18 protein-coding genes are annotated in these 19,604 nt (G+C 61.6%); 13 read left to right on the top strand and 5 right to left on the bottom strand.

Annotated features, from left to right (window positions below; translation table 11 throughout):
- Genes cobA through cbiB form a run of 4 tightly spaced genes read left to right on the top strand, consistent with a single transcriptional unit; the run spans window position 1 to window position 4,550 of the window.
- Window positions 1–840 (top strand): uroporphyrinogen-III C-methyltransferase, encoded by an 840-nt coding sequence (cobA, locus tag IE127_RS14260; protein WP_189426385.1) that lies wholly within the window; start codon window positions 1–3, stop codon window positions 838–840.
- A complete protein-coding gene (locus tag IE127_RS14255; protein WP_189426384.1) occupies window positions 827–2,134 on the top strand; it encodes a cobyrinic acid a,c-diamide synthase CobB in 1,308 nt (435 codons plus the stop codon). The genes cobA and IE127_RS14255 overlap by 14 nt, the downstream gene beginning before the upstream one ends.
- A complete protein-coding gene (locus IE127_RS14250; RefSeq protein ID WP_244640204.1) occupies window positions 2,131–3,591 on the top strand; it encodes a cobyric acid synthase in 1,461 nt (486 codons plus the stop codon). The genes IE127_RS14255 and IE127_RS14250 overlap by 4 nt, the downstream gene beginning before the upstream one ends.
- Window positions 3,588–4,550, top strand: a complete 963-nt coding sequence (cbiB, locus tag IE127_RS14245) for an adenosylcobinamide-phosphate synthase CbiB (RefSeq protein ID WP_189426383.1) — start codon at window positions 3,588–3,590, stop codon at window positions 4,548–4,550. Before IE127_RS14250 ends, cbiB begins: the two co-directional genes overlap by 4 nt.
- A 1-nt stretch (window position 4,551) precedes the next feature.
- Here the strand turns inward: cbiB and cobU are convergent, their stop codons facing one another.
- Window positions 4,552–5,085: a bifunctional adenosylcobinamide kinase/adenosylcobinamide-phosphate guanylyltransferase gene (cobU, locus tag IE127_RS14240; protein WP_189426382.1), complete on the bottom strand. Its 534-nt coding sequence runs from the start codon at window positions 5,083–5,085 to the stop codon at window positions 4,552–4,554.
- A gap of 184 nt (window positions 5,086–5,269) precedes the next feature.
- Here cobU and IE127_RS14235 point away from each other — a divergent pair, with 184 nt between their 5' ends.
- The 4 genes from IE127_RS14235 (at window position 5,270) to edd (ending at window position 10,364) form a co-directional block, all read left to right on the top strand.
- Entirely contained in the window at window positions 5,270–6,211 is a 942-nt protein-coding gene (locus IE127_RS14235; RefSeq protein WP_189426381.1) for a glucosamine kinase nucleotide-binding domain-containing protein, read from the top strand.
- A 23-nt stretch (window positions 6,212–6,234) separates the two neighbouring features.
- Entirely contained in the window at window positions 6,235–7,716 is a 1,482-nt protein-coding gene (zwf, locus tag IE127_RS14230) for a glucose-6-phosphate dehydrogenase (protein WP_189426380.1), read from the top strand.
- Window positions 7,716–8,408, top strand: a complete 693-nt coding sequence (pgl, locus tag IE127_RS14225; RefSeq protein WP_189426379.1) for a 6-phosphogluconolactonase — start codon at window positions 7,716–7,718, stop codon at window positions 8,406–8,408. The genes zwf and pgl overlap by 1 nt, the downstream gene beginning before the upstream one ends.
- A 141-nt stretch (window positions 8,409–8,549) precedes the next feature.
- Window positions 8,550–10,364, top strand: a complete 1,815-nt coding sequence (gene edd / locus IE127_RS14220) for a phosphogluconate dehydratase (protein ID WP_189426378.1) — start codon at window positions 8,550–8,552, stop codon at window positions 10,362–10,364.
- A gap of 2 nt (window positions 10,365–10,366) precedes the next feature.
- Here edd and mutL read toward each other — a convergent pair whose 3' ends face one another.
- Window positions 10,367–12,178 (bottom strand): DNA mismatch repair endonuclease MutL, encoded by a 1,812-nt coding sequence (mutL, locus tag IE127_RS14215; RefSeq protein WP_189426377.1) that lies wholly within the window; start codon window positions 12,176–12,178, stop codon window positions 10,367–10,369.
- A gap of 182 nt (window positions 12,179–12,360) precedes the next feature.
- Here mutL and IE127_RS14210 point away from each other — a divergent pair, with 182 nt between their 5' ends.
- Window positions 12,361–13,290, top strand: a complete 930-nt coding sequence (locus IE127_RS14210; RefSeq protein ID WP_189426376.1) for an ABC transporter ATP-binding protein — start codon at window positions 12,361–12,363, stop codon at window positions 13,288–13,290.
- Window positions 13,287–14,048 (top strand): ABC transporter permease, encoded by a 762-nt coding sequence (locus IE127_RS14205; RefSeq protein ID WP_189426375.1) that lies wholly within the window; start codon window positions 13,287–13,289, stop codon window positions 14,046–14,048. The genes IE127_RS14210 and IE127_RS14205 overlap by 4 nt, the downstream gene beginning before the upstream one ends.
- On the opposite strand, the gene IE127_RS14200 is transcribed toward IE127_RS14205, so the two are convergent.
- Window positions 14,038–14,706, bottom strand: a complete 669-nt coding sequence (locus IE127_RS14200; protein ID WP_189426374.1) for a hypothetical protein — start codon at window positions 14,704–14,706, stop codon at window positions 14,038–14,040. The two genes, IE127_RS14205 and IE127_RS14200, sit on opposite strands and share 11 nt — an antisense overlap.
- A gap of 87 nt (window positions 14,707–14,793) precedes the next feature.
- Between IE127_RS14200 and IE127_RS14195 the strand changes: the two genes are divergently transcribed.
- The gene (locus IE127_RS14195) at window positions 14,794–15,246 is read left to right on the top strand and encodes a nucleoside deaminase (protein ID WP_189426373.1); all 453 of its coding nucleotides are present in this window, start codon (window positions 14,794–14,796) and stop codon (window positions 15,244–15,246) included.
- A 10-nt stretch (window positions 15,247–15,256) separates the two neighbouring features.
- On the opposite strand, the gene IE127_RS14190 is transcribed toward IE127_RS14195, so the two are convergent.
- Window positions 15,257–16,174: a patatin-like phospholipase family protein gene (locus IE127_RS14190; protein WP_189426372.1), complete on the bottom strand. Its 918-nt coding sequence runs from the start codon at window positions 16,172–16,174 to the stop codon at window positions 15,257–15,259.
- Window positions 16,175–16,244: 70 nt separating this feature from the next.
- Window positions 16,245–17,516 carry a phosphoribosylamine--glycine ligase gene (gene purD / locus IE127_RS14185; RefSeq protein ID WP_189426371.1) on the bottom strand — a complete coding sequence of 424 codons (1,272 nt, stop codon included), beginning with the start codon at window positions 17,514–17,516 and terminating at the stop codon, window positions 16,245–16,247.
- Between the two features lie 188 nt (window positions 17,517–17,704).
- Here purD and xseA point away from each other — a divergent pair, with 188 nt between their 5' ends.
- Both xseA and IE127_RS14175 read left to right on the top strand, forming a co-directional pair.
- Complete coding sequence (xseA, locus tag IE127_RS14180; RefSeq protein ID WP_189426370.1) at window positions 17,705–19,324, top strand: exodeoxyribonuclease VII large subunit; 1,620 nt, start codon at window positions 17,705–17,707, stop codon at window positions 19,322–19,324.
- 55 nt (window positions 19,325–19,379) lie between these two features.
- Window positions 19,380–19,601 carry a DUF2093 domain-containing protein gene (locus tag IE127_RS14175; protein WP_189426369.1) on the top strand — a complete coding sequence of 74 codons (222 nt, stop codon included), beginning with the start codon at window positions 19,380–19,382 and terminating at the stop codon, window positions 19,599–19,601.
- Window positions 19,602–19,604 lie beyond the last annotated feature (3 nt).

Here is a 19,604-nt window from a genome sequence, read left to right as displayed (position 1 = left end):
ATGTTTCGACGACTGCTGTCACGGCTGATTCCGAGCGGGCATTTCGCGGCTCTGCAAAAGGCGGATTTTCCGCCTTTCGAGCCGGGCTCCGTTTGGCTTGTGGGTGCAGGTCCGGGTGCGCCGGGTTTGATCTCGCTGCTCGGCTACCATGCGCTGGGGCAGGCCGACGTTATCGTTTACGACGCGCTGGTTTCGGAGCGACTGCTGGCCTGCGCGCCGGCGCGCGCCGAGCGCGTCTTTGCAGGCAAGCGCGGTGGCAAGCCGAGCGCCAAGCAGGTCGATATCACCCTGAAGCTCGTTGAGTATGCGCGCGCCAATAAGCGTGTTCTGCGCCTCAAGGGCGGCGATCCGTTCATGTTCGGGCGCGGCGGCGAGGAAGCTCTAGCGCTCGTCGAACAGGGCATCAGCTTCAGGATCGTCCCCGGCATCACCGCCGGTCTTGGCGGCCTGGCCTATGCCGGCATCCCGGTCACCCATCGCGATACCAACCAGGCGGTGATCTTTTTGACCGGGCACGACGATACCGGCAACATGCCGCAGTCGGTCGATTGGCAGGCGGTCGCAAAAGCAGCGCCGGTCATCGTCATGTTCATGGCCGTCAAGCACCTGTCCTCGATCACCCAGCGCCTCCTAGCTGCTGGCCGCGACCCCAACGATCGGTTGGCGATCGTTTCAAATGCTGCTGCGCCCGAACAGCAGGTGATCGAAACAACGCTGGGTGCTGCAGGCGCGCTCGAATCTGTTCCAACGCCGGCGATTGTCGTTCTTGGCCCTGTCAGCGGGTTTCGGCAGTCGCTCGATTGGTATGTCGGGGCAGCACGGGAGCATGGCTTTGGGTGATCCGCGCGGCGTGATCATCGCCGCACCGCGCTCGGGCTCCGGCAAGACCGTGCTGACGCTGGGGCTGTTGGCAGCACTCAGAGCCGCCGGAACGAACGTTGCCGCCGCCAAGACCGGACCCGACTATATCGACGCGGCCATTCTCGGCCACACGGCCGGCACCCCCGCGGTCAACCTCGACCCGTGGGCAATGCCGCCGGATCGGTTAAAGCATCTGGCAAGCACCGCTGCTCACGGCAGCGATCTGCTTGTCGTCGAAGGTGTCATGGGGCTGTTCGATGGCGCCGCAGATGGTCAGGGCTCTACAGCAGACCTTGCCGCAGCATTGGGGCTCCCGGTGGTTCTGGTGGTCGATGCCGAGCGTCAAAGCCAGTCCGTCGCCGCTCTGGTCTCCGGTTTTGCGCGCTGGCGCGACGATGTGAACGTCGCCGCCGTCATTCTCAACCGCGTCGCGACCACCCGGCATGAACGCATGCTGATGAGGGCGCTTGCCGCGACCGGCATTGAATGCCTCGGCGCCATTCCCCGCCGCACTGGCCTCGCGCTGCCCGAAAGACACCTCGGGCTGGTGCTTCCAGCCGAGATCGCGCACTTCGACAGCGTCGTCGCTGATGCCGGCGGGATCGTCACGGATCACCTCGATCTCAGTCGGGTGCAAGCGATTGCTCTGGCGCTACCAAAGCCCGAAGACGCTGTCTCAGGCCTTGCGCCGCTGGGCCAGCGCATTGCCATTGCAACGGACGGTGCATTCGCGTTCGTCTATCCGCATCTGCTTGAGGATTGGCGGCGGGCTGGGGCCGAGTTGATGCCGTTTTCGCCGCTGGCGGACGAAGCGCCGGATTCATCGGCCGATGCTGTGTTCCTGCCGGGCGGGTATCCCGAACTTCACGGCGCGACGCTGGCCGCTGCCAGCACATTCAAGGCGGGGCTCGCCGCAACGCAGGCCCGCGGCGCGCTGATCTACGGCGAATGCGGGGGCTTCATGGCGCTGGGCGAAGCGCTGATCGACAAGGCTGGCATCCCGCACCAAATGGCCGGCTTGCTCCCCGTCGTGACGCGCATCGACAGGCCACGCCGAACCCTCGGATATCGTGTCCTGAACCACGATAGCCCGTTGGTCTGGCCCCCTGCCCTCAGAGGGCACGAGTTCCATTATTCCAGTGTCGAAGCGTTTGGCGGCGATCCGCTGTTCGGCGCCAGCGATGCCGAGGGCACGCAACTGCCGCCAATGGGCACCGTCGTTGGCCGGGTGATGGGTTCATACGCCCATGTCATCGATCGGGCATCACAATGACCCGGGCGCTTATGTTCATGGGTACCGGATCGGATGTCGGTAAATCAATGCTCGTCGCTGGCCTTTGCCGTGCCTTTGCAAATCGCGGCCTGAAGGTCGCTCCGTTCAAACCGCAGAACATGTCCAACAATGCCGCAGTCACCGCAGATGGTGGAGAGATCGGTCGCGCTCAGGCGCTTCAGGCCAGGGCTTCGCGTCTGGCTCCTATCACGGCGATGAACCCGGTCTTGCTCAAGCCCGAACAGGAAACCGGCGCCCAGGTGATCGTGCGCGGCAAGCGCGTGGCCTCGATGAGCGCCCGCGACTACTTCAAGCGCCGCGCAGAATACATGCCCGAGGTTCTCGGTGCTTTTCACGAACTCGCAACAGAAACTGACCTTGTTCTGGTCGAAGGCGCCGGCAGCGCCTCCGAGATCAATCTGCGCGCCGCCGATCTTGCCAATTTCGGCTTTGCCCGCGCTGCCAACGTCCCCGTCGTGCTGGTCGGCGACATCCAGCGCGGCGGCGTCATTGCCGCCATTGTCGGGACCTTCGCGGTGATCGCTCCCGAGGATGCAGACCTCGTCAAAGCCAGCCTGATCAACAAGTTCCAGGGCGATCCAAGCCTCTTCAGCGACGGTGCGGCCTTCATTGCCGAAACCACCAGACGGCCGGTTCTTGGCCCGGTGCCCTACTTCGCCGATGCGCGCAAACTGCCCGCAGAGGACGTGCTCGCTCTCGATGCTCCTGCTGAAGCGAGCGTAGGGCATATCACCATCGCGGTGCCGCGACTGCCGCGCATCGCCAATTTCGACGACCTCGATCCGCTGCGGTCGGAACCCGATGTGCGCCTTGTCATGGTCAATCAAGGCGACCCGCTTCCACGTGACGCCGATATCGTCGTCTTGCCTGGCTCGAAAGCGACCCGCTCCGACCTCGAAGCGCTGAAAAGCGCAGGCTGGGACGAGGATATCCGGGCCTTGTACCGCCTCGGAACCCGGATTTTTGGTATTTGTGGTGGCTACCAGATGTTGGGCCGCACTATTGCCGATCCAGATGGCGTCGAGGGGTACCCCGGTACTAGCGAGGGGCTGGGCCTGCTCGACATCGATACGATCATCGAGCCGCAAAAACAGCTTCGTCTCGAAACCGGCACGCACGTCATCACCGGAACGCCGCTTTCGGGTTACCACATGCATATGGGCGTCAGCAGGGGCCCGGACATCTCAAATCCATTCGCGCAACTGGCCGGTGTGTCGGAGGGCGCACAATCCGCTGATGGCCGCGTCACCGGCACCTATCTGCACGGCGTGTTCGCGAGCGACAGCTTCCGCCGCGCATTTCTGCACCTCGATCCATCCAAGGGGCAGAGCTATGAATCGGGCGTCGAACAGGCGCTTGATGATCTGGCCGCTCATCTCGAACACTGCGTCGACCTCGACCAGCTTTTGTCGCTTGCCGGCGAGGTTATCGAATGAGCCTGCTTCTGGCACCGTTGGCCCTTCTGGTGGAACGGATCTGGGGCTATCCCGATAGCGTCATGCGCGCCATCGGCCATCCGGTCATGTGGGTAGGCGCGCTGATCGCAATGCTCGATCGGCGGTTCAACAAATCATCGCTCGATCCGCAAAAGCGTCGTGACCGCGGCGTTGTCTGTCTCGCCGTCGTGCTTGTCGCGGTCTTCGTGCCAAGTTTCGCCATACAGCAGATCCTGCGCGCCATGCCGTTCGGCTGGGTGCTTGAGGCGATCCTTGCGACCGCATTTTTGGCGCAGAAGGAGCTCGGTCGCGCCATCGCCGCAGTGGCCGATGGGCTCGAGCGCTCTCTTGCCGACGGGCGCGAGGCTGTCAGCCACGTTGTCGGGCGCGATCCGCAGCGGCTGGATGAAGCCGGGGTCAGTCGCGCCGCGGTCGAATCGCTGGCTGAAAGCACGTCGGACGGTGTCGTCGCCCCGTTCTTCTGGCTGTTCATCTTCGGCCTGCCGGGCATCGCCTTGTACAAGGCGATCAACACCGCTGATTCAATGGTCGGGCACCGCGATGAGCGCTATGCCGAGTTCGGCTGGGCCTCGGCCCGGCTCGATGATCTGGTGAACCTCGTGCCGGCGCGGCTCAGTGCCGGATTGATCGTGATCGCTGCGATTCTGATGCCCGGGGCCAGCCCGCCGCGCGCCTGGCAGACGGCGCAGCGCGATGCTTCAAAGCACCAGTCGCCGAATGCCGGCTGGCCGGAGGCGGCAATGGCGGGCGCTCTCGGGATGGCCCTCGGAGGACCGCGCAGCTACGACGGCGAGATGGTGGACCTGCCGACAATGGGTGATGGGCGCAAGACGCTCGGCCCAGCGGATATCCGGCAGGCCCTGACGCTCTATCGCGGCACGCTCAACATCTTGCTGGGCGCTGCGCTGATCGTGGCATTGGCGCTGCCGGCGCTATGATTTAGCGGCTGTAGAGCGCTTGTCCCTTCATCACCAGTGGCAGGCCGGCAGCAACAAAATAGACGTGGTCGCACACTGACGCCAATCTCTGGTGCGCCGAACCGGCGAGATCACGAAAACTACGAGCCATTGCATTCTCGGGGACGATACCGAGGCCCACCTCGTTCGACACCAGCACGACCATGGTGCTCTCGATTTCGCGTAGTGCCTGCGTCAACTCCTCTACGGCGCCGGCGACGTTGGCCTCCACCATCAAGAGGTTGGTGATCCACAGGGTGATGCAATCGACCAAAATGACATCGTGGTGCGCGGCGGCGGCATGAAGACTCTCCACCAGGTCGATCGGCTCTTCGATGGTTTCGAACCGACCCTGGCGCTGCCGCTGATGCGTACGAACCCGCTCCTTCATCTCCTCGTCGAGCGTTTCCGCTGTCGCGATATAGGCGGGGCGCGAACCGAGCGACGTTGCGATGTTTTCTGCCAGTGCCGATTTTCCCGATCGTGCGCCGCCAAGGATCAAGACATGCCGCGCCATCAAAGACCTCCTCGAATTGCGTTTCACCCATTGGTGCAGTTGCGCCGCGTCTGCCGCAAGTCAGGCATGCAAAAACCCGATTTGCCAATACAAAATACCGGCCTATCCTACTTTCGTCTTAGTGGCTTTGCCATTATGGTCCGCCGCAACCGCGTAACGCTTTGTGCATCAAGGAGGCGCCGGCGTGCCCACTTACTATCTCGGCGTCGATGGTGGCGGCACCAACTGCCGCGTCAGGCTGGCTGACAAGGATCTGAACACTCTGGCCGAGGTCAAGGGTGGCCGGTCCAACCTCCAGATTGACGAAGGCTTGCCGGCCTATAACGCGATCACCACGGGCGCGCGCGAAGCCTTTGCCGAAGCCGGCATCGACTTTGCCGAGACGGCGAACACCTTTGCGGTTTTCGGCATGGCCGGTGGTCGTATGCACTCGGCCCGTGCTGCCTTCGAGGCGCGCGAATGGCCGTTCGCTGCGGTCAAGGTGTTTGACGATATCGATATAGCGCATGCCGGGGCGCTTGGCGGCAGTGACGGTGGCGTTATCATCGTCGGCACCGGCTCGGCAGCACTCGGCATTGTCGATGGCAAGCGCTACCAGGCCGGGGGCTGGGGCTTCCAGATTGGCGACCAGATGTCTGGCGCCATTCTTGGCCGTGAACTGGTGCGCTATGCTGTCGAGGCGGAAGACGGTTTGCGCGAGCACTCGCCGCTGACCCGCGCTGTGATCGAGGCGCTCGGCGGCGACAACCAGGCCGTGATGAGCTGGTCGTTCGGCACCGGAAGCAATGTACGTGTCGTGTCGGATGATGCGGGAGAATCGCACTCGGATCTTCTCATCGGTCGGGCACCGGCAGAATTCGCGCGCTTCATGCCGATGCTGTTTGATTATCTCGACAAGGACGATCCGGTTGCTCACGAGATGATCAGGATCCAACTTGATTACGTAGATACCTACGTTCGCTGGTTCAAATCCTGCTCAATCTCGACGATGGCAATCGTTGGCGGATTTGGCGAGCGTCTTTTCCCTCAGTTCGAGGACCGCTATGGAGAGTTCGTTCGACGCTCTCTTTATGAACCGCTGCACGGGGCACTGATTCTCGCCAAGCAACACTTCCCCGCTGCCTGACTACCTGCTGAAAGGGACGCACATTGTCCAGCCGCATCATTCCGGTCCAGCCTTTTGACTACGTCGTGTTCGGCGCAACAGGCGACCTGACCAAGCGTAAGCTGATCCCGGCGCTTTATCATCGCTTCCTAGACGGGCAGTTCGATGAGAACTCGCGCATTATTGGCGTGTCGCGCTCGCCCCTGTCCGATGAGGACTTTCAGGAGGCTGCGCGCAAGGCCATCGCCGATTTCGTCGAGAAAGACTATCAGGACAAGGACACGATCGATCGGTTCGTCTCCATCTTCTCCTACGTCATCAATGACGTGATGAACCGCGAAGGCTGGGGGGACCTCGGCAAGGCGCTACGCGACGACACCAAGGTCGTGCGCGCGTTCTACCTCGCCGTTGCCCCGGATATTTTCGGTCCGATCGCCGATTATCTCGGCAAGCGCAAATACTACCGCCGTGATGCGCGTGTCGTGCTGGAAAAGCCGCTTGGACACGATCTGCAATCCTCTGAAGATATCAACGACGGCATCGCCAAGATCTTCAAGGAAGATCAGGTTTACCGGATCGATCATTATCTCGGCAAGGAAACGGTCCAGAACCTGCTGGCGCTTCGGTTCGCCAATACGCTGTTCGAGCCGATCTGGAATTCCGCGCATATCGACCACGTGCAGATCACCGTGGCGGAATCCGTCGGCGCAGGGACGCGCGGCTATTACGACGAATCGGGCGCTTTGCGCGACATGATCCAGAACCACATGCTGCAGCTCTTGTGCCTTGTGGCGATGGAGCCGCCGGCCTCGGACGATGCCAACGCCCTTCGTGACGAAAAGCTCAAGGTTCTGCGTTCCCTCAAGCCCATCGCCAATGGTGATGTCGGCAAGGTCACCGTGCGTGGCCAGTATCGCGGCGTGGCGTCCGAGACGACCTCGGTTGCCGGCTATCAGGATGAGTTGCCGGAGGACAAGAAGGGTTCGCGTACCGAAACGTTTGTAGCTCTGAAGGCTGAAATCGAGAACTGGCGCTGGTCGGGCGTGCCGTTCTACCTGCGGACCGGAAAGCGCATGGCGAAGCGTGTTTCCGAGATCGTCATCCAGTTCAAGCCGATACCGCACTCGATCTTCGATCACGCCGAAGGCGCGCCGAAGTCCAACAAGCTGATCATCCGTCTGCAGCCTGACGAGGGTGTGAAGCTGTTGATGATGATCAAGGACCCGGGTCCGGGCGGCATGCGCCTGCGTGAAGTCCCACTCAATCTCAGCTTTGCCGAAACGTTTAGCGAGCGCACGCCCGAGGCATATGAACGTCTGCTGCTCGACGTCGTGCGCGGCAACCAGACGCTGTTCATGCGTCGCGACGAGCTTGAGGCCGCCTGGTGCTGGGTCGATCCGATCCGTGAAGCCTGGGATCGTGCCTCGGAGCCGCCTCAGCCCTATACGGCGGGCACATGGGGCCCGACGGGCTCTATCGCTCTTATCGAGCGCGATGGCCGCACCTGGCACGAGGATGACAATTGATGCTCGATCGCAAGAGCTTTGCCGACCGCGATACGCTTGCAGCCGAACTCGCTGAAGCCGTTGCATCCCGTATCAACGAAGCGATTGAACGCGACGGGATCGCCTCGGTCGCGGTCTCGGGCGGATCGACGCCAGCCAGATTTTTCGCTGTTCTTGGCAAGCGCAAGGATATCGCGTGGGAAAAAGTGCTGGTGACGCTCGTCGATGAACGTTGGGTCGATGAACTCTCGAAGCGCTCGAACGCCAACCTCGTCAACACCAAGATGTTGCAGGGCCCGGCCGCGACGGCGCGCTTCATTCCGCTTTATTCCGGCGGAGAAGAGCCGGACGCCGAGGCCTTGGCGCGCACTACCGAAGCGCTCAAGCCGCTGCCGCAGACCTTCGCGGCAGTCGTGTTGGGCATGGGCAATGACGGTCACACTGCCTCGTTCTTTCCCGGTGGCGACGCGCTCGAGGATGCGCTGAACGGCGAAGGGCCTGTTGTGGCGATCAGGGCGCCGGGCGCTGGCGAACCGCGCATCACGTTCACCCTGTCGCGGCTCCTCGCAACGGACGGTTTATATCTGCACATTGAGGGCGACGAGAAGGCTGAGACGCTTGAAAAGGCGCTCGCCGACGGTCCGGTAGAGGACATGCCGGTGCGCGCGGTTCTGCGCGCCGAGCGTCCGATGACAGTTTACTGGTGTCCATAGGCTGACCTGGGCCGGTCCCCAATCGACCGGTCTGGCTCACGGACATCGGCGAAGGCGCGGATCGCCGCTGGACTGGCGGTGTGCATCCGCGCCCATGGCGGTTCTTCCAGTCGGTAGGCTGGAGGAAGCAAAGGAGCGTATATGTCCGTTCAAAAAGCAATTCAGGATGTCACCGACCGGATCGCGGAGCGCAGTCGCGCCACGCGAAGCGATTATCTCGACAGGCTCGAACAGGCCCGGCAGGACGGCGTTCATCGCTCGACCCTGAGCTGCGGCAACCTTGCACACGGCTTTGCTGCATGCAGTCCGTCTGAAAAGGCATCACTTGCCGGCGGTTCAGTGCCCAACCTGGGCATTGTTACTGCCTATAATGACATGCTCTCTGCGCATCAGCCGTATCAGTTCTATCCGGATATCATCAAACAGGCAGCGCGCGACATCGGCGCGACGGCGCAGGTCGCCGGCGGTGTGCCGGCGATGTGCGATGGCGTCACCCAGGGCCAGCCCGGCATGGATTTGTCGCTATTCAGCCGCGATGTCATCGCCATGGCGACCGGTATCGCGCTCAGCCACAACATGTTCGACGCTGCAGTGTTTCTCGGCATTTGCGACAAGATCGTGCCGGGGCTGATGATCGGCGCGCTGAGCTTCGGACATCTGCCGGCAGTGTTCATCCCGGCCGGGCCGATGCCGTCGGGCCTGCCGAACGACGAAAAGAGCAAGATCCGCCAGCTTTATATGGAGGGCAAGGTCGGGCGTGCCGAACTGCTTGAGGCGGAAAGCCGCTCCTATCATTCGCCGGGCACCTGCACCTTTTACGGCACCGCCAATTCCAATCAGATGCTGATGGAAATCATGGGCCTGCACCTGCCAGGCGCCAGCTTCGTCAATCCAGGCACGCCGTTGCGCGATGCCTTGACGAGGGAAGCCACTAAGCGCGCACTGTCGCTGACTGCCCTCGGCAATGACTATACACCTATCGGGCACATCGTCGACGAGAAGGCGATCGTCAACGGCCTCGTCGGTTTGCATGCGACGGGTGGTTCCACCAACCATACGCTGCACCTGATCGCGATTGCCCGCGCCGCCGGTCTGCAGGTAACATGGGACGACATGTCGGACCTGTCGGATGTGACGCCGCTTCTGGCGCGCGTTTACCCGAACGGCGTCGCCGACGTGAACCATTTCCACGCTGCAGGCGGCATGGGATACCTGATCCGCGAGCTGCTCGAGGCCGGATATCTGCACGAGGACGTCAAGACCGTGTGGGGTGGCGGGCTGTCGCGATACGCCGTTGAGGCGAAGCTGATCGACGATGAACTGCAGTTCGAACCGTCACCGGCTGAATCGGCGCTTCCAAAGGTGCTGACGTCGACGAAAACCCCGTTCCAGAAGACAGGCGGGCTGAAGCGGCTCAAGGGCAATCTCGGTACGTCGGTCATCAAGATTTCAGCCGTTAAAGAACAGCACCGTTTCGTTGAGGCGCCGGCGCGCGTCTTCCACGGACAGGAAGGTTTACAGGCTGCATTCAAGGCAGGCGAATTGACCGGCGACATCATCGCTGTCGTTCGGTTCTCCGGTCCGCGCGCCGTCGGAATGCCGGAACTGCACAAGTTGACGCCCGCTCTCGGTGTCCTTCAGGATCGTGGGTTCAAGGTGGCGTTGCTGACCGATGGACGCATGTCGGGTGCCTCGGGCAAGGTGCCGGCTGCCATCCACATGACGCCTGAAGCTGTCGATGGTGGCGCCATCTCGAAGATCCGCGACGGCGACATCATCCGCCTCGATGCTGAGAGCGGAACGCTGGATTTCATCGGGGACGAACGCGAGTTTTTCGCACGTACGCCGGCGACCGAAGATTTGCGCCGAGAACATTACGGCATGGGGCGCGAACTGTTCGCAGGCTTCAGAAGCCTTGTCGGCGCTGCCGATCAGGGCGCCAGCGTTTTTAGCTAGGGTTACCGGCTGCGGCCGAACAGCCGTTCGATATCGCGCTGGCTGAGTTCGACATAGGTGGGGCGGCCGTGAATGCACTGGCCAGAGTGCGGGGTCGCCTCCATGTCGCGCAGCAGGGCATTCATTTCGTCGACCCGCAGACGTCGCCCGGAACGCACCGAACCGTGGCACGCCATGCGGGCGATGATCGCCTCGAGCCGGTCCGATACGGCCGAGGTTGAGCCCCATTCTGCCAGTTGGTCGGCGATGTCGCGAACGAGGCCTTCAATATCGGCGCGGCCAAGCAGGGCAGGGGTCTCGCGCACCGCGATGGCGCGTGGTCCGAAGCGCTCGAGATAAAGCCCGAGCCGTTCGAGCGTTTGCGCAACATCTTCGAGCCGTTCGCAATCGTCTTCCGGCAGTTCAACGATCACCGGGATCAGTTGTGCTTGGCTCGCAACCGGCCCCGATGCCAACTGCGCCTTGAACCGCTCATAGACCAGACGCTCATGCGCCGCGTGCTGGTCGACAAGCAGCAGCCCCTCGGCATTTTGCGCAATGATGTAGTTTTCGAAAATCTGCGCCCGGGCGGTGCCAAGAGGGTGCGTGTCATCGGGAAGAGCATCGCCCACTGGCTCGACACGGGCGCTCGGAAGCGACAGCTCGGCGAGGGAAGGGGCGTAAGATCTCTGGGTAAGCTCGGTTGCGTACTGGAATGGCGTGGCGGGTTCGGCGAGACCAAATCGCGTGCTCGACGTCTCCGCCGCGATTGGGCCCGCCTCCGAAGCCGGCGCGTGAAAAGCATCAAGGATATCTTCGGCGACCGTGTTTGATGCCTTGAAACCAGCAGCGTGCAGCGCCTCGCCAATGCCACGGATCACCGCGCCACGAACGGCGCCTGTATCGCGAAATCGCAGTTCCGCCTTCGCGGGATGCACATTGACGTCGACTTCGCCCGGATCGATCGAAAGATAAAGCGCGATCACCGGAAACCGGTCGCGGAACACATAATCCGCGTAGGCGGCACGCACGGCCCCGGTGAGGAGCTTGTCGCGGACCGAGCGGCCATTGACGAAAACGTACTGATTGAGCGAGTTCGCACGGGTGAATGTCGGCAGCCCGGCCATGCCCGCAAGGACGACGCCATGCCGTGCCATGGCGAGCGGCACAGCATTGTCGACGAACTCCCCGCCCATCACCTGCGACAGCCGCGTCGCGAGAGCGCCGTCTCCATCGACGGCCGGCCAGTCGAGCCCCGAACGGTCCGAGCCCTCGATGCGGAAATGAACCGCCGGGTTGGCCATTGCGAGGCGCCGCAGGACGTCGGTTATTGCGTTGGCTTCGGCCCTGTCCGACTTGAGGAACTTCTGACGCGCCGGCACCTGCGCGAACAGATCCCGCACTTCTATGCTGGTTCCCCGGTTCATCGCCAGCAGCATTGGCGGTCGCTTCCGTCCGTTGGAAACCGTGAGAGTAAAGCCGCTCTCGGCGTCTGCGGGGCGCGATGAGATCCTCAGCTCCGAAACCGAACCGATAGAAGCGAGCGCCTCGCCGCGAAATCCAAGCGTACGGATATCGTCCAGTGCATCGCTATCGAGCTTTGAGGTCGCGTGCCGCTCGACCGACAGAGCCAGATCGGCTTCGTTCATGCCGCAGCCATCGTCCTCGACGCGGATCAGGCTCTTGCCGCCATGCGCAGTTGTCACCAGCACGCGCCGTGCGCCGGCATCAATAGCGTTCTCGACCAGTTCCTTGACGACGCTGGCTGGCCGCTCGACAACTTCGCCGGCAGCAATGCGATTGATCAGCGGTTCTGGCAATTGCCGGATCGGCATGTGGCGATTCTCCTTGGGCCAAGCATAATGCAGCGGCATCACGATGCCGACCCGGGTGTTTCAGCCGCTCCCCGTCATTTTCCTGTCGTCTTGCTCTTGCTATCCGGCGCGTGAGAGCACACATCTCCGGTCCCGCCTGCCGCCCGGCACGATACCGTACACTTTCTTGCAGGAGCTTCTCCATGCCGCAGCCGATCCTTTCGATCGCCGGGTTGTCCAAGACATATGATGACGGCTTCGAAGCGCTGAAATCTGTTGATCTCGATGTGGAGCGCGGTGAAATCCTCGCGCTGCTCGGCCCCAATGGTGCCGGAAAAACCACGCTGATCAGCATTGTGTGCGGCATCACCAATGCCACCGGCGGCACTGTTACTGTCGATGGGCATGACAATGTGCGCGAATACCGCGCCGCCCGTAGCCAGATCGGGCTCGTGCCGCAGGAGTTGACTACCGACGCGTTTGAAACGGTATGGGCGACAGTCTCTCACAGCCGTGGCCTGTTCGGGCTGAAGCCAAATCCCGCCCATATCGAAAAAGTCCTGCGCGATCTTTCGCTGTGGGACAAAAAAGACAATCGCCTGCGTGAGCTGTCAGGCGGCATGAAGCGGCGCGTGCTGATCGCCAAGGCTCTGAGCCATGAGCCACGTATCCTGTTTCTCGATGAGCCGACCGCTGGCGTCGATGTGGAACTGCGCAAAGAGATGTGGGCGCTGGTTCGCGAACTGCGCCAGTCAGGCGTGACCATCATCCTGACGACGCACTACATCGCCGAAGCCGAGGAGATGGCGGACCGCATCGGTGTTATCAATCACGGTCAGTTGCTGTTTGTCGAAGACAAGGGCGAATTGATGCGCAAGCTCGGCTCCAAGCAGCTCATCGTGCAACTACAGGAGCCGCTCGAGGCCGTCCCGGACGCCCTGGCGAAGCAGGGACTTGAATTGTCCGAAGGCGGCGGAACACTGGTCTACACCTATGATGCCCATGCCGAGCGCACCGGCATAGCGGCCCTGCTTGCAGCCTTGTCCGAGGCCGGGCTGCGCTACAAGGATCTGCAGACACGCCAGTCTTCTCTTGAAGACATTTTCGTCAACCTCGTCAGGGAAGACAAATGAATCTCGAAGCCATACGCGCCATCTACAAGTTCGAGATGAACCGCACCTTTCGCACGCCCCTGCAGTCGATCATCGCGCCGGTGATCTCGACCTCGCTCTATTTCGTCGTGTTCGGTGCGGCCATCGGGTCGCGCATAACAGAAATCGAAGGTGTCAGTTATGGCGCTTTCATCGTGCCGGGTCTGATCATGATGATGATTCTTACCCAGAGCGTCTCAAACGGTTCGTTCGGTATCTATTTTCCAAAGTTCACTGGCACGATCTACGAATTGCTGTCGGCGCCGGTTTCGTACTTCGAGGTGGTGCTGGGGTATGTCGGTGCGGCCGCAACCAAATCGATGATCCTCGGGATCCTCGTGCTGCTCACGGCCGGATTCTTCGTGCCGCTACGCATCGAACATCCTGTGTTCATGGCGCTGTTCCTGGTGCTCACGGCGCTGACATTCAGTCTCGTTGGCTTCATCATCGGCATTCTTGCCAAGGGTATGGAGCAGTTGCAGACCGTACCGTTGCTGGTGATCATGCCGCTAACCTTTTTGGGCGGCACCTTTTATTCGATCAACGTGCTGCCGGAGATCTGGCAGACCATTTCGCTGGCGAACCCGGTGCTCTACCTGGTTAGCGGCTTCCGCTGGAGCTTTTACGGCATCTCAGATGTCGATGTTTCCGTCAGCCTGGTGATGATTGGTATATTCCTCGCCGCCTGCATCGGCGTTGTCGGTTGGATTTTCCGCACCGGCTATCGGCTCAAGTCGTAGGCGAAGTCGGATCCTCGGGTAGTTCCGACACGCCCGACGCCGAATAGGTGAAGGCGGCGGCGAGGGCGCGGCGCTGCCGCCAACCGATCAATTGTTCTGCCATCACCGTGTCCGGCACGAGGCTGACCACGTTGCGCCGCTTGTTGACGGCAAAGCTTCTCTGAGCCCCGATCAGGTGATTGCGAGCCGTAAACACCGCGATCACCGTTACCTTGATCCTGTCGGCATCGGCGATAGAGTCTGGAACGTTATCCTCGCGCTGGTGGTAGTTGATGACACGCTCGGCCAGCCTTCCGAAGGTGCCGATATCGAGGAACTCGCCGTCGCGTAGAGGACCCTGCTGGGTCGACGCCATTGGTTGGCTGGCCGCCTGCTCGTCGGTCAGCTTTATGGTGTCGGAAATCGTGCGCTGCCAGATGTGCTCGCCCTTGATCAACTGCACGAGAATGGCCTGAATGTAGATCGGGCTCGAACTCATATTGCTGATCAGGCAGCGGCTGTCCGCGTCGTACCCGGCGCTACGATTAATAAGAATATTAGGCCGGTTCTGTTGCCGAAAGGTGGTGAACAGCAAGTGCAGATAGAGAATCCAGACGATCAGCATCGCCACGTTGACGAACAGGTTGATCGTATCGGTATGTTCAGAAAGCCACTGCATTGCCTTGCGCCAACCCGCTGCTAAAGGTGAAGTTCATCGCCATATGCAGATCGCGCATCGAGATCGGCACGCTAAAGCAAGAGCATCATGACCCAGCAAGATCAACCGCCGATGCAGCTTGCGCTCGCTCTTGCACAGGAGGCCGCAGAAGCGGGCGAAGCGCCCGTGGGGGCGGTGATCGTCGAGAATGGCAGACTACTCGCGGCTGAGCGCAACCGCATGAAGGCGCTTGCCGACCCCACGGCACATGCCGAACTGCTTGCCATGCGCTCCGCCCTCGCCACGCGCGGAACGGGACGGCTTGATGGCTGCGATCTCTATGTCACGCTTGAGCCGTGCGCGATGTGCGCGGGCGCTATCGCCCATACGCGACTGAGGCGCGTGTATTATGGTGCGGAGGACCCCAAGGCGGGCGCGGTCGATAACGGGGTGCGGCTTTTCGATCAGCGGAGTTGTCATCACCGGCCGGAAGTCTTGGGGGGCATAGCCGGCGACTCTGCAGCTCAACTCTTGCGAAAGTTTTTCGCCCGCCTGCGCTGAAACGTCGCCCTTACGTTCCGACGACCTGCTGCTTGTTCTGCAGCCAGCTTTCCAGCTTTTCGTCGATCATGCGCTTGAACATGTCTTTCTCGCGGTCTGCGTGCTCGAGAATTTCCTTCACGCGCCAGAACTCGAGGGCGCCGAACGCGGCGACATGCGGGCGGATATAGATATCGGGAGGATAGGCGGCCATCATGTGCGCCGTGAGCGAGTGCATCATGATCTGCGCCGAACCGAACCACACATCGAGAGGACGATGGTCTTCCTTGTGAAGTCCATGTGAAGGGTCGCCATTCACGTCAATGCCGATAAGAAAGTCCGTGTCGATGTCCGCCTGATCGAGCGGCAACGGATTGACGACACCGCCGTCCACCAGGATGTGGTTGGCAAACTTGACTGGATGGCAGAGGCTTGGAATTGCGATCGAGCCGGCTATGGCCGGGCGAAGTGGCCCCGAGTTGAAGACCACCTGATGCCAGGACTGGAAATCCGTCGCCACCACGTAGAGCGGAATATCGAGCGCGTCGAAACTGTCGGGGAAGCTCTCAGGGGTGAACGCCTCGACGATACGATTGGCATCGAGCTGCATTGAAAGGCCCTGCTCGAACAGCGAACCAATCCCGCGAATATGGTGTGCCCAAAGCCGTCCGGTGATCGTGCGAAGGGTTGATAGGGTCTCATTGGCATGATCGCGCAATTCGGCGCCGCTCATGCCGCTGGCCCACCCCGCGCCGATCAGCGCGCCGATCGACGTGCCGGCAATCACATCGGGCCTTAGGCCGAGTTCGTCCATGGCTTCGATGTAGGGGATATGGGTGAGCCCACGCGCTGATCCCCCACCAAGGGCGACGCCGATGCGTGGCAGCCCACCACGCTCCTTCTCGGTTTCGTGGCGGCTATCCGCTGCTGAAACCAGATCGCCTGCCACTCTGCGTCGTCCGGCGCCAGTTGCTGCCTGGACATTGTTTCTGGCCGGCCGCTCTGACACCTTGATGACCCTACTCGCCGCGCTCGATGGCGCGCCAGCCGATGTCTTTTCGGCAAAAGCCCTCGGGCCAATTAATCTGCTCAATGCATTGGTAAGCATGGCGCTGCGCCTCGGCCACGGTGGCGCCCAGCGCAGTTACGTTGAGAACACGTCCACCATTGGCCAGTAAACGACTGTCAGCTCGACGGGTTCCTGCATGAAAGACACGCGTACTGCTCGTGTCGAGTTCTTCGGCTCCGTGGATTTCGGAACCAGTTTCGTAGCTGCCGGGATAGCCTTTTGTTGCCATGATCACGGTCAGCGCAACGTCATCTCGCCACTCGGCGAACTTGCCGATAAGTGTTCCCATGGCTGAGGCGATCAGCAGCTCCAGAATATCGGACTGCAGACGCATCATCAGCACCTGGCATTCGGGATCGCCGAACCGTGCATTGTATTCGATCAGCTTGGGACCGTCCGCAGTCAGCATAAGTCCTGCATAGAGCACGCCTTGATACGGCGTTCCTCGACGCTGCAACCCTTCGACGGTCGGCTGGATAATCGTCTCCATCACCTCTCGCGTCAGCGCATCGGTAAGGATCGGAGCCGGTGAATAGGCGCCCATGCCTCCGGTATTCGGGCCGGTGTCGCCATCAAAGGCACGCTTGTGATCCTGCGCCGAGGCCAGCATCAAGGTGTTCTCGCCGTCACAAAGGACAAAGAGACTGGCTTCTTCTCCTTCGAGAAACTCCTCGATGACGACTTCTGCGCCCGAGGCGCCGAATGCGCCCGCAAAGCACTCATGGATTGCGGTCTCGGCCTCTGCAACTGTAGCAGCGACCGTGACGCCCTTGCCAGCTGCCAGCCCGTCTGCCTTGACAACAATCGGCGCACCTTGCTCGCGGACATACTCAAGCGCTGACTGCTCGTCGGTGAAATGCGCGTAGGCAGCCGTCGGGATGTTCATCTCCGCGCAAAGCTGCTTGGTAAAGTTCTTCGAGCCTTCCAGTTGCGCGGCGGCCGCCGAGGGACAGAATGCGTTGATACCAGCGGCACGCAGATCGTCGCCGAGCCCGGCGACAACCTGCGCGTCCGGCCCGACAATGACGAAATCCACCGCCATCAGCCGGCAAAAATCGATGATCGCGCCGTGGTTCTTGAGATCGAGCACCACGTTGTCACCGAGCGCTTCGGTGCCCGCATTGCCCGGCGCGATGAACAGATGGGTCAGGATCGGCGATTTCGACACTGCCCATGCAAGGGCGTGTTCGCGTCCGCCGGATCCGATAACCAATACGCGCATGCGGGCCTCCGCCAGTGAAAGTGCCGGAAAGTCTTCGGAAGTGCCTGTCTCATGACGCGGAACCGCTGACAAGGGCACGTCGTGTTCGTGTTTAACGACAGGGCGTTGGCCCCAGCATTGCAAGTCTTGCCCAACCACGCAACACGGCGTGTCTTGACCTTGCTTGCGCGATGGCGCACCAGACGCATATGTCCGACCTTCTCAGCAATGTCGCGGAGTTCTCCGTTACGGAGATTTCCCAGGCGCTCAAGCGTACCGTCGAAGATCAGTTCGGCTATGTGCGGGTGCGTGGCGAGATTTCTGGTTTTCGCGGCCAGCATGCCTCGGGTCATGCCTATTTTACGCTCAAGGATGAAAGTGCCTCGATCGACGCGGTGGTCTGGAAAGGCACGTTCTCGCGTCTGAGCTTCAAGCCGCAGGAAGGTCTCGAGGTCATCGCCACCGGGCGGCTGACGACTTTTGCCCGTGCCTCGAAATATCAGTTGGTGATCGACAATATCGAGCCAGCAGGTGCCGGGGCCTTGATGGCTCTGCTTGAGGAACGCCGCAAGCGGCTCGCCGCCGAAGGACTTTTTGCACGGGAGCGCAAGCGGGCGCTGCCATACCTGCCGCGTATTATCGGCGTCATCACTTCGCCGACAGGCGCCGTGATTCGCGATATCCTCCATCGGCTCGATGATCGCTTCCCGAGCCACGTGCTTGTCTGGCCCGTCAGGGTACAGGGCGAAACCAGCGCCCTTGAAGTCGTCAACGCTCTCGAAGGCTTCAATGCGCTTGAAGCGGGAAGCGCTATTCCACGTCCGGAATTGCTGATTGTCGCGCGCGGCGGCGGCTCGATCGAAGATCTTTGGGGCTTCAATGACGAAGCACTGGTCCGCGCCGTCGCGAACAGTGCGATCCCGGTAATTTCAGCCGTGGGACACGAAACCGACACCACTCTCGTCGACTACGCTGCAGACATGCGGGCGCCAACACCCACTGCTGCCGCTGAGGCTGCGGTGCCTGTTCGGGGCGAGCTTATCGGTTATGTCGAGGATCTCGCGCAGCGCCAGCGTCACGCTGCCCGCCGCACAGCGACCGGTCTCGCTGACAGGCTGCGTGCGGCCCGAGCCGGTCTGCCGCGCCCCTACGATCTTGTTGCGACACATCGCCAGCGCCTCGATCATGCCGCAAGCAATCTGTTCAGCTGCCTGCGCCATTCGGTGCAGGAGCGGCATGTGCGCTTTTCCCGCATCGCACCGCGCCTCGATCCGCGGTTGCTGCGTCAACGCAACGAAGATCGCGCGCAGCGCCTTGAGGCCCTGTCGCAACGGGCGGAAGCCGCCTTGCGGACGCGGGTCGAACAATCACGCCTGACTTTTTCGCCGGTGTCGCGTGAACTGATCCCGGCCAACCGCCGCCTCCTTGAACGCAAGGCGAACGTTCTGGCTGGCGCCACGGCGCGCCTGGCTCCTCAGGTGCTCAGGGCCGATCTGCGCCAGGCGGTGAACCGGTTGACCCCGCTCGCCCAGCGCCTGCAACCGGCGGCAGAGCGCATCGTAGACGAGCAGCACCGTCGCCTCGCCTCCATGGAGCAACTGCTGAACTCGCTCAGCTATCGAAGCGTGGTGGCGCGCGGATTTGCAGTGGTCCGGGATGCCGATGGCGAAGTGATCTCCGCCGCTGCATCTTTGGCACCGGGGCAGGGGGTCAATCTCGACTTTGCCGATGGCACGGTCGGCGCAACGATCTCGGGAGCTCCGCCGACCCAGCGCCGGCGGCCTAAAGCGAGCTCGGACGATGACGATCCCCAGGAAAGCCTCTTTTGACGCGTCGCTGTCGCCTCTATATCAAGCGTAAAACGCGTGATCCAAGGGGATGCCGATGAACATTTTCGACAAGAGTTTCGCGCCCTCCGAGGCCCAGCTCCGTTATCTCGATGGTGACTATGCTGTCGTGAAGCCGGGAACATTCGTACGCTGCGCCGTCACCGGTCGGCCGATTCCACTTGATGAACTGGCGTACTGGAATGTCGACCGGCAGGAGGCCTATGTCGACGTGAAGGCCGCCAATGAGGCATTTGAGCGCTACGGTCTCGGGAGCTAGTTT

This window comes from Devosia pacifica (genome assembly GCF_014652635.1).
Lineage (GTDB): Bacteria > Pseudomonadota > Alphaproteobacteria > Rhizobiales > Devosiaceae > Devosia > Devosia pacifica.
Note: the sequence above shows the minus strand (reverse complement) of the source record. Positions and strands in the feature narration are given on the sequence as shown.

Bases quoted from the DNA above. Each gene is read 5' to 3' on its own strand.
- IE127_RS14195 (WP_189426373.1), top strand. From the start codon at position 14,794: ATGACCCAGCAAGATCAACCGCCGATGCAGCTTGCGCTCGCTCTTGCA.
- IE127_RS14255 (WP_189426384.1), top strand. From the start codon at position 827: ATGGCTTTGGGTGATCCGCGCGGCGTGATCATCGCCGCACCGCGCTCG.
- IE127_RS14175 (WP_189426369.1), top strand. From the start codon at position 19,380: ATGAACATTTTCGACAAGAGTTTCGCGCCCTCCGAGGCCCAGCTCCGT.
- mutL (WP_189426377.1), bottom strand. From the start codon at position 12,178: ATGCCGATCCGGCAATTGCCAGAACCGCTGATCAATCGCATTGCTGCC.
- IE127_RS14200 (WP_189426374.1), bottom strand. From the start codon at position 14,706: ATGCAGTGGCTTTCTGAACATACCGATACGATCAACCTGTTCGTCAAC.
- xseA (WP_189426370.1), top strand. From the start codon at position 17,705: ATGTCCGACCTTCTCAGCAATGTCGCGGAGTTCTCCGTTACGGAGATT.
- IE127_RS14205 (WP_189426375.1), top strand. From the start codon at position 13,287: ATGAATCTCGAAGCCATACGCGCCATCTACAAGTTCGAGATGAACCGC.
- pgl (WP_189426379.1), top strand. From the start codon at position 7,716: ATGCTCGATCGCAAGAGCTTTGCCGACCGCGATACGCTTGCAGCCGAA.
- cbiB (WP_189426383.1), top strand. From the start codon at position 3,588: ATGAGCCTGCTTCTGGCACCGTTGGCCCTTCTGGTGGAACGGATCTGG.
- edd (WP_189426378.1), top strand. From the start codon at position 8,550: ATGTCCGTTCAAAAAGCAATTCAGGATGTCACCGACCGGATCGCGGAG.
- purD (WP_189426371.1), bottom strand. From the start codon at position 17,516: ATGCGCGTATTGGTTATCGGATCCGGCGGACGCGAACACGCCCTTGCA.
- IE127_RS14210 (WP_189426376.1), top strand. From the start codon at position 12,361: ATGCCGCAGCCGATCCTTTCGATCGCCGGGTTGTCCAAGACATATGAT.
- cobA (WP_189426385.1), top strand. From the start codon at position 1: ATGTTTCGACGACTGCTGTCACGGCTGATTCCGAGCGGGCATTTCGCG.
- cobU (WP_189426382.1), bottom strand. From the start codon at position 5,085: ATGGCGCGGCATGTCTTGATCCTTGGCGGCGCACGATCGGGAAAATCG.
- IE127_RS14250 (WP_244640204.1), top strand. From the start codon at position 2,131: ATGACCCGGGCGCTTATGTTCATGGGTACCGGATCGGATGTCGGTAAA.